This window comes from Pandoraea soli (genome assembly GCF_902459595.1).
GTDB lineage: Bacteria > Pseudomonadota > Gammaproteobacteria > Burkholderiales > Burkholderiaceae > Pandoraea > Pandoraea cepalis.
The window spans coordinates 149,106-163,972 of the sequence record NZ_CABPSG010000010.1 but is presented as its reverse complement, the minus strand read 5'-3'; the positions used below and the strand labels follow the sequence as shown (position 1 = coordinate 163,972).

Annotated in this window: 13 protein-coding genes and 2 tRNA genes; 6 read left to right on the top strand and 9 right to left on the bottom strand. The window is 63.8% G+C overall.

Features of this window, described 5'->3' with window-relative positions; all coding sequences use genetic code 11:
• From PSO31014_RS17445 to PSO31014_RS17415, 7 genes are all read right to left on the bottom strand, one after another.
• Window positions 1-76: transfer RNA gene (locus PSO31014_RS17445), tRNA-Lys, on the bottom strand.
• A gap of 57 nt (window positions 77-133) precedes the next feature.
• A tRNA-Lys gene (locus PSO31014_RS17440) sits at window positions 134-209 on the bottom strand.
• A gap of 71 nt (window positions 210-280) precedes the next feature.
• Complete coding sequence (locus tag PSO31014_RS17435) at window positions 281-466, bottom strand: hypothetical protein (protein ID WP_150552773.1); 186 nt, start codon at window positions 464-466, stop codon at window positions 281-283.
• Between the two features lie 183 nt (window positions 467-649).
• Window positions 650-889 (bottom strand): hypothetical protein, encoded by a 240-nt coding sequence (locus PSO31014_RS17430; RefSeq protein WP_010804600.1) that lies wholly within the window; start codon window positions 887-889, stop codon window positions 650-652.
• Window positions 890-1,326: 437 nt separating this feature from the next.
• Window positions 1,327-1,659: a DUF4148 domain-containing protein gene (locus tag PSO31014_RS17425; RefSeq protein WP_174976556.1), complete on the bottom strand. Its 333-nt coding sequence runs from the start codon at window positions 1,657-1,659 to the stop codon at window positions 1,327-1,329.
• Between the two features lie 247 nt (window positions 1,660-1,906).
• Complete coding sequence (locus tag PSO31014_RS17420) at window positions 1,907-2,524, bottom strand: LysE family translocator (RefSeq protein ID WP_150552771.1); 618 nt, start codon at window positions 2,522-2,524, stop codon at window positions 1,907-1,909.
• Between the two features lie 107 nt (window positions 2,525-2,631).
• A complete protein-coding gene (locus tag PSO31014_RS17415; protein WP_150552770.1) occupies window positions 2,632-3,099 on the bottom strand; it encodes a rhodanese-like domain-containing protein in 468 nt (155 codons plus the stop codon).
• A 463-nt stretch (window positions 3,100-3,562) separates the two neighbouring features.
• Between PSO31014_RS17415 and glnA the strand changes: the two genes are divergently transcribed.
• The 6 genes from glnA to PSO31014_RS17385 all read left to right on the top strand — a co-directional run bounded on the left by glnA (window position 3,563) and on the right by PSO31014_RS17385 (window position 13,161).
• Complete coding sequence (glnA, locus tag PSO31014_RS17410) at window positions 3,563-4,978, top strand: type I glutamate--ammonia ligase (RefSeq protein WP_017233517.1); 1,416 nt, start codon at window positions 3,563-3,565, stop codon at window positions 4,976-4,978.
• Window positions 4,979-5,219: 241 nt separating this feature from the next.
• The gene (gene glnL / locus PSO31014_RS17405; protein WP_150552780.1) at window positions 5,220-6,350 is read left to right on the top strand and encodes a nitrogen regulation protein NR(II); all 1,131 of its coding nucleotides are present in this window, start codon (window positions 5,220-5,222) and stop codon (window positions 6,348-6,350) included.
• 62 nt (window positions 6,351-6,412) lie between these two features.
• Window positions 6,413-7,999 (top strand): nitrogen regulation protein NR(I), encoded by a 1,587-nt coding sequence (gene ntrC, locus PSO31014_RS17400; RefSeq protein ID WP_150552769.1) that lies wholly within the window; start codon window positions 6,413-6,415, stop codon window positions 7,997-7,999.
• A 55-nt stretch (window positions 8,000-8,054) separates the two neighbouring features.
• Window positions 8,055-8,936: a dTDP-4-dehydrorhamnose reductase gene (rfbD, locus tag PSO31014_RS17395; protein WP_150552768.1), complete on the top strand. Its 882-nt coding sequence runs from the start codon at window positions 8,055-8,057 to the stop codon at window positions 8,934-8,936.
• A gap of 215 nt (window positions 8,937-9,151) precedes the next feature.
• The gene (locus tag PSO31014_RS17390) at window positions 9,152-11,902 is read left to right on the top strand and encodes a pentapeptide repeat-containing protein (RefSeq protein WP_174976555.1); all 2,751 of its coding nucleotides are present in this window, start codon (window positions 9,152-9,154) and stop codon (window positions 11,900-11,902) included.
• A 275-nt stretch (window positions 11,903-12,177) separates the two neighbouring features.
• A complete protein-coding gene (locus tag PSO31014_RS17385) occupies window positions 12,178-13,161 on the top strand; it encodes a flagellar brake protein (RefSeq protein ID WP_150552766.1) in 984 nt (327 codons plus the stop codon).
• A 105-nt stretch (window positions 13,162-13,266) separates the two neighbouring features.
• Here the strand turns inward: PSO31014_RS17385 and xth are convergent, their stop codons facing one another.
• Both xth and PSO31014_RS17375 read right to left on the bottom strand, forming a co-directional pair.
• Complete coding sequence (gene xth, locus PSO31014_RS17380) at window positions 13,267-14,046, bottom strand: exodeoxyribonuclease III (protein WP_017233523.1); 780 nt, start codon at window positions 14,044-14,046, stop codon at window positions 13,267-13,269.
• 28 nt (window positions 14,047-14,074) lie between these two features.
• Window positions 14,075-14,812: a riboflavin synthase subunit alpha gene (locus PSO31014_RS17375; protein WP_150552765.1), complete on the bottom strand. Its 738-nt coding sequence runs from the start codon at window positions 14,810-14,812 to the stop codon at window positions 14,075-14,077.
• Window positions 14,813-14,867: the final 55 nt, after the last annotated feature.

The following is a 14,867-nucleotide window of genomic DNA, read 5'->3' as shown; positions in this document are numbered from 1 at the left end:
TGGTGGGGCGTGAGTGACTCGAACACTCGACCTACGGATTAAGAGTCCGCTGCTCTACCAACTGAGCTAACGCCCCGATGCTACCGGGAATAAAAAAGGCTGCACGGCGTAGCAGCCTTTTTCAGAATTCGTTTGGTGGGGCGTGAGTGACTCGAACACTCGACCTACGGATTAAGAGTCCGCTGCTCTACCAACTGAGCTAACGCCCCAACGAGACCGAGATAATATCGGCTCTTCCGTAAGGGGTCAACCCTTAATGGTGAAAATCCGCAAAAACGACTCACGTCAGCAGGGGCGCCAGTTCGAACGCCAGCACGGCGAGCACCGCGCCGACGACAACGAGTAGCGAGCGCCAGCACATGCGAACGGCCCCTTTGCAGGGCATGGCGCCGACAGCGATCGCACCGAATGCCGCGATCGCAAACATGCTCATGAGTTCTGCATTGGAAAGGTGGGGCATGACCATGGTTGATCTCCCTGCCGCTATTGCGCGAGTCGAATCGTGCTTCAAGTATAGAAAACGGCCCCGTCCAAGCAAAGCGGCGCGGCAACCGGGATTTCCCCAGTGGCCGCGCCGCGCGTTGTTGCGTTGCGATCTGTCTGAAACGTTCGATTCACGCGATCCGGACGTCGCAAACGATCATCAACGTTATTCCGGCAGATCGAGAATCAGCACGATCGTCCATGCGTCTTCGCCCTCATGGTGGTACTGACGCTCCACCACGATAAACGGTTGCTTCTTGTCGCCTTGGCCGAGGAACAGCACGTCGCCTTCGGCCGGCATGCATTCGATCGGCGGCAGCGCGAGAGGGGTGCCCTTGGGGACGAGCTTTTCGGCCTTCTTCGCTGCGCGTTCGGTCCACTCGATATCGAATTCGATCTGACTCACCGGATGATCCTGTCTATGCAAAATGAAACGGCTGCATGGTAGCACGCAGCTTGCGCGACTCAAGAAAAAGGCCCGCGCCTTGGACAGGGCGCGGGCGAAGGTCCCATGCGCTCACGGGAGCGCATGGCGACAGGAGAGGCGCCCGTTGGGAAACCGTCGGTGCCCGCCCGACCAGAGGGGAAGTGTTCTGGACGAGCGGGCGTGCCGGTTGCCCGGTCAGGCTCAGGCGCGTGCCTGTCGGCGGGACAATGCGAGGTGACGCAACACAGGCTGGCGATGCCGTCCTGCCTGTGTGCGTCACGTCATGCTGCCGGGGTACGGCAACACGACGAGGGACGGCGCGTGCGGCGCGGCTCGGAGGGGGGGGCTGAGAGCCGCGACCGACGCTGTCGATTGAGCGCTGCGGCGTGCCGCGATGCTCAGCGAGGGCTTAAGGCTTACGGATTCGAGTACTTCATTTCGCCGTTCTGGCGTGCGCGCACGAGATCGTCGTAGACCTGGGCGCGCGTCTTGCCCGGCGCTTGATTGGGCTGCATTGTGGCGAGCACGGGATACTCGTAATCGTTCTGCGGAATCAGGCCCTTCGCGCGTGCATCGACCAGTTCTTGGCGCACCTGCTCGCGCGAGACCTGCGAGGTTTGCGACACCCATGCGAATTGCGAACCCTCGGGATAGGCGTCGCTGCTCTGACCCGCCTGTGCGAAGGCGGCACCTGCGGCGGTGGTCATCACGACCGACATCAAGGCTGAGGCGATGTGCTTGCGATTCATGATGTTGACTCCTGTCTTTCTCAGTTGCGGGGGCGCGCAATGCATCGGTACCGGTGTTCGCTTTCGTAGGCTTCGGTATGCGTTGTGTGCGACCGTTGAAGACAGTCTAAGCGTCTGGCTATCACGGAAAAACGGCAATTGAGGGAATAAATACTTCCGGGAATCGCAACAATGCGCGACGTGCGTCCAAAAAAAACGCCACCCGCAGGTGGCGATGACGACGTAGCGGTGAATGCGGGTGTTGCGTTCAGCGCGTCGCGATGACGACGGCGGCGCCGGCCATCACCGTGCCGGTCGCGCGATTCAGACGTCGCACGGCGCGCGCCGAACTGAGCAGTCGGCGGGCGCGTGCAGCGAGCGCGATGTAACTGCCGAACACGAGCGCGAGAACGCTCAGCGTAACGCCCACGATTTCGAGGTAGCCGAGCGCTGTTACCCGTTGCAGATCGAGCAGGTTGGGCAGCAGGGCGAAGTAGAACACGACGACCTTCGGGTTGCCCATGGTGACCGACAGTCCCCCGAGAAACAGACGCCACGATTTCTCGCGCGGCGCGGCGGCCATCGGTTCCGCGGGCGCGGTGACCGGTGCGTGCCACATCTTCCAGGCGAGGTAGAGCAAGTAGGCGGCGCCGGCGTACTTGATCGCGAGAAACACGCCCGAGAAGGTATGGGCCAGCGCGGCGACGCCCAGCACGGCAAGCGTCAGCCACACGACGTCGCCGATCGCCACGCCTGTGGTGAACGCGATGGCGCCCTGCGTGCCGCGTCCGAGTACGCGCGCCACAATGGCCGCGATGCCCGGCCCGGGCGTGCCGGCACCGACGAACAGGGCGAGGGCGAACGTAAGTAAAGGGGTCCACTCCATCTCAGTGCTTCCTCGCGTTGAAGACGTTCAGCGTTGTCTGGAAAAGTGTCGACCCGCGCGCCTTGACGGGTGCTCCTGTGCGCTCATTCGCACGCAGGAATGCCCACTCAGGCGCCGAGCCAAGGCAGTCCGCGAAAGCACCAGCCGCTCATCGTCTTCCGATGGCCGACATTGTCCTTGTCGCCCTCGAAGCCTTCGAGAATGTCGAACGACTGCGTGTAACCGGCTTCATAGGCGACCTTGGCGGCGGCCTTCGAGCGGGCGGCGCTGCGACACAGAAATAATAGCGGCGTGGTTTTGTCGGGCGTCTGGGAAGCGAGTTGCTCCAGGAAGTGTTCGTTGGGCACGCCTCCCGGATAACGAACCCATTCGACGTTGGCGTATTGACCATCGGGTACCTGCGGGCGGCCGACCCAGTCGAGTTCGGCGCGCGTACGCACGTCGATCAGGCGAACGTTGGCATCGGCGCCAAGCAGTGCCAGGGCTTCGTCCGGCGTCACGGCGCCCGCGTAGGCGAGCTGAGCGCTCGCGCGGCGTTGAGAGGCTTGCTCGAGAATGGCTTTGGCGCTTGTCATAGGGCTGTGATCTCGTTGGACGATGATTGTGCTTTATTCTAGCGTGCCCTTCGCACGCGAGGCGCTTTACGTGTTGCGTGGCATCGAGATCGGCCGGCGCGCAGCCGGTGGTCGGCCGCGCGAGATGGCGGTGCAGCACGACGCACAACTTCGGTTCGCGCCGATCGGCCGCTGGCACCGAAAAAGTGCATAATCCGGAAATGCACCAATGAGGTGATGTTTTGGTGCGCATTGCACCGAAACGGGGAATTTGGGCCCGTGAGCGGGGATTCGAGGCTGGACGCACCAGAATAGAATATTCGCTTAGAAATCAGAGGGCGAGGGTCAGGGAGGGCTGGTTGGTGAATCGTTGGCACGCTTCCTGCTTATTACTGGCGAATCCGAACACGGAGTTCGTTAAGACGGTACGGCGACGCGGGCGATAAGCGCCAGCAGCGCCAGATTGAATCTTTCGGGAGATAGCATGAGCAAATCTGTGGCAGATGTGATGAATCTGGTTAAGGAAGAAGACGTCAAGTTCGTCGACTTCCGCTTTACCGATACGCGCGGCAAGGAACAACACGTCTCGGTGCCGGTGTCGCACTTCGACGCTGACAAGTTCGAGAGCGGCCACGCTTTCGACGGTTCGTCGATTGCTGGCTGGAAGGGCATCGAAGCCTCGGACATGCTGCTCGTGCCGGACGCGAACACTGCCTACATCGACCCGTTCTATGAAGAAAACACGCTGGTGCTGACCTGCGACGTGATCGAGCCGGCCGATGGCAAGGGCTACGACCGCGATCCGCGTTCCATCGCCAAGCGCGCTGAAGCGTACCTGAAGAGCACGGGCCTGGGCGACACCGCCTTCTTCGGTCCGGAGCCGGAATTCTTCATTTTCGACTCGGTGCAGTGGAGCACGGACATGTCGGGCTCGTTCGTCCGCGTGAATTCGGAAGAAGCCCCGTGGTCGTCGGCGAAGGACTTTGAAGGCGGCAACACCGGCCACCGTCCGGGCGTGAAGGGCGGTTACTTCCCGGTTGCACCGGTCGATTCGTTCCAGGACATGCGCTCGGAAATGTGCCTGTTGCTCGAGCAACTGGGCGTGCCAGTCGAAGTGCACCACCACGAAGTGGCGGGTCAGGGCCAGAACGAAATCGGCACGAAGTTCTCGACGCTGGTCGAGCGCGCCGACTGGACGCAGATTCTGAAGTACGTGGTGCACAACGTGGCACACAGCTACGGCAAGACGGCAACGTTCATGCCGAAGCCGATCGTGGGCGACAACGGCTCGGGCATGCACATCCACCAGTCGGTCTGGAAGGATGGTCAGAACCTGTTCGCCGGTAACGGCTACGGCGGTCTGTCGGAGTTCGCGCTGTATTACATCGGCGGCATCATCAAGCACGCACGTGCCCTGAACGCGATCACGAACCCGTCGACCAACTCGTACAAGCGTCTGGTGCCGCACTTCGAAGCGCCGGTGAAGCTGGCCTACTCGGCCCGTAACCGTTCGGCCTCGATCCGCATTCCGTACGTTGCCAACCCGAAGGGCCGCCGCATCGAAGCGCGCTTCCCGGATCCGATGGCCAACCCGTACCTGGCCTTCTCGGCCATGCTGATGGCCGGTCTGGATGGCGTGCAGAACAAGATCCACCCGGGCGAAGCTGCCGACAAGAACCTGTACGACCTGCCGCCGGAAGAAGACGCAAAGATCCCGACCGTGTGCTCGAGCCTCGAACAGGCGCTGGAATACCTGAACGAAGACCGCGAGTTCCTGACCCGTGGTGGCGTGTTCACGGATGGCATGCTCGATTCGTACATCGCATTGAAGACGGACGAAGCGCGTCGTATCGCCATGACCACGCACCCGCTCGAGTTCGAACTGTACTACTCGCTGTAATTGAAGCGCTGCGCAGGGAATGCGCCGGCATGACGGAACGCCAGCGGCCGACCGTCATGCTCGACAGGCAAGGGGGATGGCCGCGGCCGTCCCCCTTTTTTATCCGCAGCGCGCATTCGCTACGTAGCCAGCCATGAACCTCTCGCCTCGATCCTTAATGAACAGTGTCCGTGCCGGTGGAAAAGGGCAGACGAAGCGCGCCGACCACGCCGCTGCCGCGGAAGATCCCCATGCCGCCGATATGACCCCCGACGCTGCCGGCCATACGACTGTGTTGCCGCCGGGCGTCGATGCGTGGGAAGCCAAGCTCGCGGCGACGGGCGTGTTGCCCGGTCTCGAAGCGTTGCCGACCGTCTTGCTGGTGCTTGAGAAGCAATCGCTGCGTGTCGTGTTTGCCAACCCGGCCGCCGAGGCGCTGCTCGCGCTTTCGCGCCGTTCGCTGTCGCAAATGACGTGGAACGACGTCTTCGCGAATGGCGAGGTGCTCGCGTCGACGATGGCCGATCTCATCGCCAACCGCTTTCAGACGACGCGCCTCGATTTGGTGCTCGAGCGCACCGCGCAGGAGCCTCTGCACACGCATGCGATTGTTGCCGCCCCTGAGTCCGCCCCTGATTTCGTGATCGTCGAGCTGATCGAGAACGAACAGAAGATCAAGAACGAGCGTGAAGAACGCATCATCGATCAGGCGCTGATGAACAAACAGCTCATCCGCAATCTGGCCCACGAAATCAAGAACCCGCTGGGCGGGATTCGCGGCGCGGCGCAGTTGCTGGAATTCGAACTGGACCAGCGTGAGCTGCGTGAGTACACGCAGGTCATCATCAAGGAGTCCGACAGACTTCAGACGCTGGTCGACCGCCTGCTCGAGCCGCACCGTCATCCGTTCATTGCCACCGACGTCAACATCCACGAGGTGTGCGAGCGTGTGCGGTCGGTGGTGCTCGCCGAGTTTCCGCAGGGGCTGTCGATCGAGCGCGACTACGATGTGAGCCTGCCCGACTTTCGCGGCGACAAGGAACAACTCATTCAAGCCCTGCTCAACATTGTGCGCAATGGTGCCGAAGCGCTGCGCGGGCAGATTGCGCGGGGCGATGCGCGCATCGTCTTGCGCACGCGCGTGGCGCGAAAGATCACGATTGCCAAACGTTTGCACAAGCTGGCATTGGAATTGCATGTGATCGACAACGGGCCAGGCATTCCCGCCGACATTCGTGACCGCATTTTCTATCCGCTCGTCTCCGGGCGCGAAGGGGGAAGCGGTCTGGGACTCACATTGGCGCAGTCGTTCGTGCAGCGCCACGAGGGTCTGATCGAATGCGAAAGCCGGCCCGGACGGACGGATTTCCGAATCCTGCTGCCCCTGGGCTGAAGCGGCCCTCACGCCGTCGGCCGTAGCACCTGCGGCCGGGCATAGACGTTACACGGTGAACAATGAAGCCGATCTGGATAGTAGACGACGACCAATCGATTCGATGGGTGCTCGAAAAGGCGCTCTCGCGAGCCAATCTGCCGGTGCGCAGCTTTACCGGTCCGCGCGAAGCCAGCGCAGCACTCGAACACGACTCGCCGCAGGTGCTGGTCTCGGACATCCGCATGGCGGGCGGCTCCGGGCTCGAACTGCTGCAGACGGTCAAACAACGATATCCCGGACTGCCGGTCATCATCATGACGGCGTTCTCGGATCTGGACAGCGCCGTCGCGGCCTTTCAGGGCGGCGCGTTCGAATATCTCGCCAAGCCGTTCGACGTCGATCGTGCGGTCGAGCTGATTCTGCGCGCGGTCGAGGAAAGCCTGCGCGAGGCGACGGACGACGAGCGCATTACCGAAGAGCCGGAAATTCTCGGGCAGGCGAGCGCCATGCAAGACGTGTTCCGAGCGATCGGTCGCCTCTCGCATTCGAGCGCCACGGTGCTTATCACCGGCGAATCGGGCTCCGGCAAGGAACTGGTTGCGCGGGCATTGCACCGCCACTCGCCGCGCGCCGGCGGGCCGTTCATCGCGCTCAACACGGCGGCAATTCCAAAGGATCTGCTGGAATCCGAACTGTTTGGTCATGAGCGCGGGGCGTTCACCGGTGCGCAGGCCACGCGACGCGGGCGCTTCGAGCAGGCCGAGAGCGGCACGCTGTTCCTCGACGAAATCGGCGACATGCCACTCGATCTGCAAACGCGTTTGCTGCGTGTGCTGTCAGACGGTAATTACTACCGGGTGGGCGGCCATAGTCCGATCAAGGCGAATGTCCGTGTGATCGCGGCCACGCACCAGAATCTGGAAGATCGTGTACGGCAGGGACTGTTCCGCGAGGATCTGTATCACCGACTGAACGTGATTCGCTTGCGTCTGCCGTCATTGCGCGAGCGCAATGAAGATATCCCGCTGCTGGTGCGTCACTTCTTGCAGAAGAGCGCGCGCGACCTGGGTGTCGAGACGAAACGCATCAGCGAGGCCGCGCTGGCGCACCTGACGCGCTTTCCGTTCCCGGGCAACGTGCGTCAACTGGAAAACCTGAGCAACTGGCTGACGGTCATGGCCCCGGCGCAGACGGTGGAGATCAAGGATCTGCCGCCGGAGTTCCAGACGCTGGCCGCGGCGCCGGGGGCGGGAGTGACCGCGTCGGCAAACCTGCCTGCCTATGCCGCCGCGACGACTCAGGCGGCGACGGGCGCCACCGCCCCGGTGCCGGCCATCGCCGGTTACGGCGGCGTAGACGCGGGGGCGTCGGCTGTCGGCGCGATCGCGGGCGTGGGCGGTGCCGCTGCGGTCGCGGGCAATGTCGGCGCAATGGGAGACGGCACCGGTGCAGACAGCTGGGAGCCCCTTTTGCGTCGCGAGGTGGCGCGGCTGCTTCGTTCGGCGTCGCCCGACGTGATGGATCAATTGACGCGCCGGTTCGAGACGGCGTTGATCAACGAGGCGCTCGACTTCACGCGCGGACGCAAAGTCGAGGCGGCGAGCCGCCTTGGCATTGGCCGGAACACCATCACGCGCAAGATCCAGGAACTCGGACTGGAAACCTGACGCCAATCACGGTAGGCTCCCTGGTTTGACGATTCGGCCACAAGGGAGCTTTACCATGGCAAGACGCATCCTGTTGACGGGGGCCACCGGGCAGGTGGGCTGGGAGCTGGCACGCAGCCTGCAGGGCTTGGGTGACGTGCACGCCCCCGGGCGCAACGAGATGGACCTGCTCGACACCGACAGCGTGGTGCGCACCCTGCGCGACTTTTCGCCCGATCTGATTGTCAATCCGGCGGCCTATACGGCGGTCGATCGTGCCGAGACGGACGAGGCCGCCGCGTATCAGGTGAACGCGGTCGTGCCCGGCATCATGGCCGAAGCGGCCAAGCGCACCGGCGCGCTCGTCGTTCATTTTTCCACCGACTACGTCTTCGACGGTACGTCTTCCACGCCGTATCGCGAGGACGAACCCACCAATCCACAGAACGCGTACGGCCGCACCAAGCTGGCCGGCGAAGCGGCCATCGCCGCGAGCGGTGCGCATCATCTGGTGCTGCGCACGAGCTGGGTGTACGGTGCGCGCGGCGCGAACTTCCTGCTCACCGTTCAACGACTTGCCCGCGAGCGCGACGAATTGCGGATCGTGGCCGACCAGCACGGTGCGCCGACGTGGTGCCGCACGATTGCCGAACTGACGTCGCAGGTGTTGGTGCAAGGGTTTGGCGGCAATGGGGCCGACGCCGACTTCTGGCGCGAGCATGGCGGCTTGTACCACCTGACGGCCGCCGGGCAGACGACCTGGCACGGGTTCACCGAAGCGATTCTCGATCTGAGCGCAGCGGAGAAGCGTCCGAACGTTGTGGCGATTCCGACTTCTGCTTATCCATTGCCGGCCAAGCGTCCGGCGTATTCGGTCCTCGACAACGACAAGCTCGCACGGACTTTCGGCGTTCGCGCGCCCGACTGGCGGGCGGCGCTGTCGCTCTGCCTCGGCTGACGCGACAGTCCTGCCTGACGGTCCTGCGCACCAAATCAGAATTTCCTCGGCGCGCAGGACCACACGCCTTCGGCAACATGGTGCTTTTTTGCGCGCGCCCATGAGTGCGCGCCAAGGAGCGACGCATGAGGCCGGTTCAGAGCGGGATATCGGGCGGGGCCCAAACATCCGTCGTTAGCCGCCCGATCGAGGGCGGAATCGCAGGCGAGCGCGCATTGTCGTCTTCCGAGCTGGCGGCACGCAGTGCCCCGCCGCCCGAGGGGCTGCGCCACGCGGTGTTGCGTGCCAACGCGGACGAGCGTCGCGTGATTTCGCTGCAAGTGGCCTGGCTGGCACACAGGCTCGCCGGGAACATCGATGCCATGGATCGATTCGCGAGCGATGCGGCCCCGCATGGCATGGCGAGCGCCGCGGGCGTCGACTTGCCATTCAACAAGAGTGCGCTGCGGCAGGCATGGCGCACCCGCTTCTCGCATCTGCTCGACGGTACGCGGGTCGGTGCGGTGGCACGCGATCTGGTGAAGTGGTGCGCGGTACCCGATGGTCAGGCGTCGGTCGTCCCCCGATGGCACTGGCTGTCGTCGACCGATGATGCGTCTTCCGATGTGCAGGCCTGCGCACGTTTGCCCATGCATGAATGGCCAGTTGCCGTACTGAGTGTCGCGCTAACGCTGTCGGATCTGCGCAATGCTGTGCTGCCTGATCTGTCGATGCCGAACGGCGACTTGCGCGGGGTGATCGCGCCGGGTGCTCAGTTTGGCGGCGGACAGTTCAGTGGGGCATGGTGGACCGGGGCATCGTTGGCGAACGCGGGGTTTGGGTATTCGAACCAGATCAACGCCGACTTCGAAGGGGCCGATTTGCGAGGGGCCTGCTTTCATGCGGCGGACGTGAGTGGCGCGCGGCTCGTGGCGGCCGATCTTCGATGCGCCAAGTTTCGGCACACGGTGATGCGTGGCACGGACCTGAGCGCAGCGCGATGCCAGGGACAGCACTTTGCGCAGGGGCGTCTCGATGGCGCCTCGTTCCATCGGACCAAATTGCAGGATGCGTGTTTTACCGGGGGCACCGCGCATGGTGCCAAATGGGTTGGCGCCAAGGCCAAACGCTCGCGGTGGACTTCGGTGGCCATGCGCGACGGGCAAGCCATCGGTGCCGATCTGCGGAGCGCCGAATTCCGCCAATGCGAATTCCCGGGGTGGGACGCGCGCGGGGCAAAGCTCAATGGCGCGTCCTTCGAGGCCTGCGATTTGCGCCACGCCCGGTTCTGCGGCGCGAGTCTGAAGCATGTGCGCATCGGGGCCGGCTGCCATCTGGCCGGCACGCAGTGGCAGGGCGCCCGCGTTCGTCTGGACGCTGCGTGGCTGCGTCACCTGACCCCGTCCGAACTCGAAGACGTCGTGCAATCGTTGATCACGTTTCCGCTCGATCAGCCCGCGGCGCGCGCGAGCGTCTTCATGCAATTGCTGGTCGCGCTCGCCCGCCCGCTCGGCCTCCTGGACAAGGGAGGCGAGAGGGCGCCTCGGCTTGAGCGGCTGCCCGAGTTCGTGCAGCGCAGCGACTGGCTCGGCCGTTTGCTGGTGTCGGGCATTGAGGTGGGAGGCATTGGCGAGCATGACGGCTTTGCCGAACTGCGTGCGCAATGGCTCGAGCGCACCGTTCACGAACTGGTGGACGAGCGGTGGTTACGGCCACGGGCGGAATGGGGCACGGCGTCGCTCATGACGGCGTTGCACCGGCGCTGCAGCAACGCGTCGTCGCAGGCCGTATGGCCGCTGGCCGGGGCAATGTGCCAAACCCTCTACTGGGCCGGGGAAGGAGTGGATGGTATTGGCGGCACGCGTGCACAGGCGCTGCGGTCCGCGTGGTTCGAGGCGCTGCCGCCGCAGGTGCACGTGGCGCTTTCGGCGGATGGTGTCGATGCGTTCGATGCGTCGTACGTCGTGCTGATTGGGGCAGACGGTGGGGTCGCGGCGCGTCTGCCAAGACACCTGCTGGCGAGTGTTCTGGGGGCGGGCACGGGTCATCCGGCGACGGAGGGCGAGGGGGGCCGCGCCGTTGACACGCTGCCGGGCTGGCGATGGCTCGGTACGCGGGTCGTCGCGCGCGATGCGGCGTCGCCCGACGATTTTGTCCCAGGCAGCATGGCGCAACTTCAGGGGCTGCTCAGGGCGTTCGGCTTTCTTGCCGGGCTTTGGCCAGTGGAGCGTCCGCTCGACCCCTTCGTCCGGCTTGTCGGACGTTGGTTTGGCATGGGCGGAGCGAGCCGCGCCGATGCGGCATGTCACGGGGCGTGGGATCCGCGGCACTCGGCCGTCAGCACGGCGACAATGCCGGCCGTGCCGGCGCCATTGAGTACGTCCGACCGACTCGACGCCGTGGTCAGTTCGTCAAGCTCACCGAACCATGTACGGTTGCGGCGGGCAGGGCATGCCGATATCGAAGATGTTTTCCGCGAGATTCCCTTCGTCATGCCCACCGGCGAGCCGCCGTTGAGCGTCGGCATGGCGCGGCACGTTCGATGGGTGTCTGTCGTGGCCGGATTGAGTTGGCTGGCGACTCAACCGGAACGGCACCGACCGTGGTCGATCGAGAAAGGCGCCTCGGGGGCGCCGACAAGCGAAGGGGGGCCGGCGGATGAGATGCGGGCTTATCGCGACTATGCGCTCGCGGCCCTGAACGAAACCCTGCGAGGAGACGTCGCGTCGCGTAACTTGCCGCAAGCGCTGGCGCTGTGCGAATGTCTGGCCGGCGAGACGAGTTCGGTGGAACGACTGGCAGAGCGGCTGGCCGACTGGCTGACATGCCCGGACATCGCACAACTGCCGCGGCTGGCGCAGGCGTGCCGTCAAACGCTGCCTTGGTTCTGGGCGATCCGTCTACCGCTCCAGGCGGCAGCGATTCGTCGGTGGACGCTTTCAGGGGAGGGCAATGGCGGTGCGCCCGTCGGGATCGAAGGGGATTAATCAGGAATGAGCCGGTTTTTGCCCGATGTTTCACCGTCAGGGCATGGCGTCTTTCGTGGTAAAACGTGCTTGCACGCCAAACGTCTCCTTTCGCGGTGACGCTTTTCGGACGGCCGGACGAGTCATGTGCCGGCCGTTGGCGACTTTTGTTGGGTGTTGGCTGCGGATGCCATTGCGAAGCGGGAGTGCCCAAACGGCGGCCCCGTGCGCTGGGATGCGGGAAGGTCAACGCCCTGTTTTCAGGCAATCAAGGGTTTCATACTCTCCCAGGCATCATGGACTCGACTGGTATCGCGTCAGGCTATCCGGGGTTCGTGGCAGTGAATCGTCGCGAGCTTGACGCCCACGTTCCGCTCTCCTGGCCATTGTTCGACGCCGATGGCACACCGCTGCTGGCGGCGGGCGAGCGTTTGCCGTCCGAGGCCGATCTCGACTGGCTCTTCACCACGTTCGCGCCGCACCGGCCGCTTCCCGAGGGGGCGACAACGGGCGAGGCGGCGGGGCGCACGGAGGCCGCAAATTCCGCATCGCCGCTGGGCACGGGCGCGTCGGCGGTATACCTGCAGGGGTTGCCGGTGCCGTTGCCGGTCGGCGCGTGGATACAGGTGCGTGTCTCGCCGGACGCCGAGCACCCGCGCGTACGCGCTCGTCTGATCGGCCGCGCCCCCAACGGTATGTTGATCATCACGCCGCCCGCTTCGGGCGACACGCGTCGACCGGTGACGGCGGGCGACCGGCTGGCGCTCTGGACATTTCCGGGCGACAACCTGTACGAATTCAATTGCGATGTACACAGCGTGCATCAGGGGCCGTTCGACTATGTGGTGCTTTCGCGTCCTTCGCAGGTGCGTGAGACGCCCGTGCGTCGTACACCTCGCGTCGATACGCGGTTGGTGGCGCGACTGTCGCCATTGGACGAGACGTCGCGTGTCTCGTTCACCCGCATGCTTGCCGACCCGCAGGACACACCTGAGTGGCTCGTACTGGTGCGCGATATCAGCGCCGATGGCGCGGGAATCGTGGTGAAGGCGCCGCTGCCGGAAGGCTGTCATCTCGTCGCGTTGCAGTTCCGTGTGCCGATCGGTGCCGATGTCGTCGCGATTCTCGGTATGGCAGCGGTTCGCAGCGCGGAAGGTCCGCGGGTCGATGGGACGTGGGCCTATGGCCTGGAGTTCACGCAGATGGATACGCGAAACAAGGCGGCGATTCGCTGTTTTGTCTATGAGTCGCGCCTGACGGATCCGCGCAGCGGCCAATGATCCGCAAAGCCTTCGATGGAAAAAACGGCCCCTTAATCAGGTGCCGTTCGCAGGGTGTGGGCGTAGAGCGCGGAGCGCAGTGCCCAGGACGTGTCAGGACGCGCGTCAGTCCTTGAAGGTGGCAATGACAGGGGTGTGATCCGACGGCTGTTCCCAGGTTCGGGGTACGCGGTCGATCTCACACCCGGTGCAGCGCTCAGCCAATGCGGAAGAGACGAGAATGTGGTCGATGCGTAGCCCCGCGTTGCGTCGGAACGCGCCCATGCGATAGTCCCACCAGCTGAACGTCTTCTCGGGCTGATCGAACATGCGGAACGTATCGCGCAGCCCGAGTCCTTGCAGACGTGCGAACGCCTGGCGCTCCTGCGGCGACACCAGATTCTGACCTTCCCATTTCGCGGGATCGTGTACGTCGCGGTCTTCGGGGGCGATGTTGTAGTCACCTAGCAGCGCGAGTCGCGGGTGGCGCTCCAATTCGTCGGAGAGCCAGTGAGTGAGTGCGTCGAGCCAGTTCAGCTTGTAGACGAACTTGTCCGAATCGACGGCCTGTCCGTTCGGGAAGTAACCGCAGACCACACGCACGCCACCGATGGTCGCGGTAATCAGCCGTTGCTGCTCGTCGGCAAAATTCGGCAGGTTCTTGACCAGATCGGTCGCCTCTCCCACTTTCGCGTGGTTGACGAGCATTGCGACGCCGTTATACGTCTTCTGGCCGGTGAAGTGCGATGTGTAACCGAGCGCAGCGATCTCGGTAATCGGGAAGTTCTCGTCGGTCAGCTTCAGTTCCTGAAGGCACAGAACGTCGACCGGGTTGCTGCGCAGCCAGTCCTGCACATGACCGAGACGAACCTTGAGCGAATTGACGTTCCAGGTGGCGAGTTGCATGAATGTCCTTCAGTGTTGTTCGGCAGGCTCAGGCCTTGGAAGCCGGTTTGTCGCTGGCATCGCCGGCGGGCAACTGCGGCACCGACACGAAATCGTCGAGCGAGAGGCCCTTTTCCTTGAGCAGCGCCTCCAGCACTGGTTGCAGACGGCCGAGACTCTCTTGCACGGCTTCGCGCACCGTGTCGACCACCACCTGCGTGCTCCGCTCGATCTCGATGTTGACGCGTGTGCCGGCGAGCTTGTCTTCGAACGTCGTCATGCGGCGCGTCTCGGGAATCAGCCACACTTCGAACCAGCCTTCCTGTCGATTGACCTCCGAGACCGTCAGGCTCGCGCCGTTGATCGCGATATATCCCTTCGCGAAGACATACTTGCGGAACGCTTCGGGAATCGCAATGCGCAGAACGCGATTCGTGTCAGACGTGCGCACGCTGAGAATGTCAGTCGAGAAGTCGATATGGCCCGAGAGTGGATGACCACCGATTTCGGCGCCATCCTTGGCGGCGCGCTCGACGTTGACCCGTGCGCCCGAGCCGAAGCCGCCGAGCGTCGTGACGTTCAGGCTCTGCAGAATCACGTCGAACGACGCGCTGGTGGGCGAGAGCAATTGCGTGACCGTCAGGCAAACGCCGTCGACCGAGACGCTGGCCCCCAGGGTAAGGTCTTCGCAGAAGCCGTCGGGGAACGCCAGCTCGAGGGTGCGCATGCCGTCGCGATCGTCGATGGACGAGAGCGTCGCCGTGCCTTGAACAATTCCGGTAAACATCGTGATGTCGGTAACTAGAGTCGTGGGTTGCTATGTCGCAGTATTCTACTGCCTT

What these genes read in the sequence shown, in the direction of transcription:
- PSO31014_RS17435 (WP_150552773.1), bottom strand. Translation starts at nt 466, where the DNA reads ATGGTCATGCCCCACCTTTCCAATGCAGAACTCATGAGCATGTTTGCG.
- PSO31014_RS17425 (WP_174976556.1), bottom strand. Translation starts at nt 1,659, where the DNA reads ATGAATCGCAAGCACATCGCCTCAGCCTTGATGTCGGTCGTGATGACC.
- PSO31014_RS17420 (WP_150552771.1), bottom strand. Translation starts at nt 2,524, where the DNA reads ATGGAGTGGACCCCTTTACTTACGTTCGCCCTCGCCCTGTTCGTCGGT.
- PSO31014_RS17415 (WP_150552770.1), bottom strand. Translation starts at nt 3,099, where the DNA reads ATGACAAGCGCCAAAGCCATTCTCGAGCAAGCCTCTCAACGCCGCGCG.
- glnA (WP_017233517.1), top strand. Translation starts at nt 3,563, where the DNA reads ATGAGCAAATCTGTGGCAGATGTGATGAATCTGGTTAAGGAAGAAGAC.
- glnL (WP_150552780.1), top strand. Translation starts at nt 5,220, where the DNA reads ATGACCCCCGACGCTGCCGGCCATACGACTGTGTTGCCGCCGGGCGTC.
- ntrC (WP_150552769.1), top strand. Translation starts at nt 6,413, where the DNA reads ATGAAGCCGATCTGGATAGTAGACGACGACCAATCGATTCGATGGGTG.
- rfbD (WP_150552768.1), top strand. Translation starts at nt 8,055, where the DNA reads ATGGCAAGACGCATCCTGTTGACGGGGGCCACCGGGCAGGTGGGCTGG.
- PSO31014_RS17385 (WP_150552766.1), top strand. Translation starts at nt 12,178, where the DNA reads ATGGACTCGACTGGTATCGCGTCAGGCTATCCGGGGTTCGTGGCAGTG.
- xth (WP_017233523.1), bottom strand. Translation starts at nt 14,046, where the DNA reads ATGCAACTCGCCACCTGGAACGTCAATTCGCTCAAGGTTCGTCTCGGT.
- PSO31014_RS17375 (WP_150552765.1), bottom strand. Translation starts at nt 14,812, where the DNA reads ATGTTTACCGGAATTGTTCAAGGCACGGCGACGCTCTCGTCCATCGAC.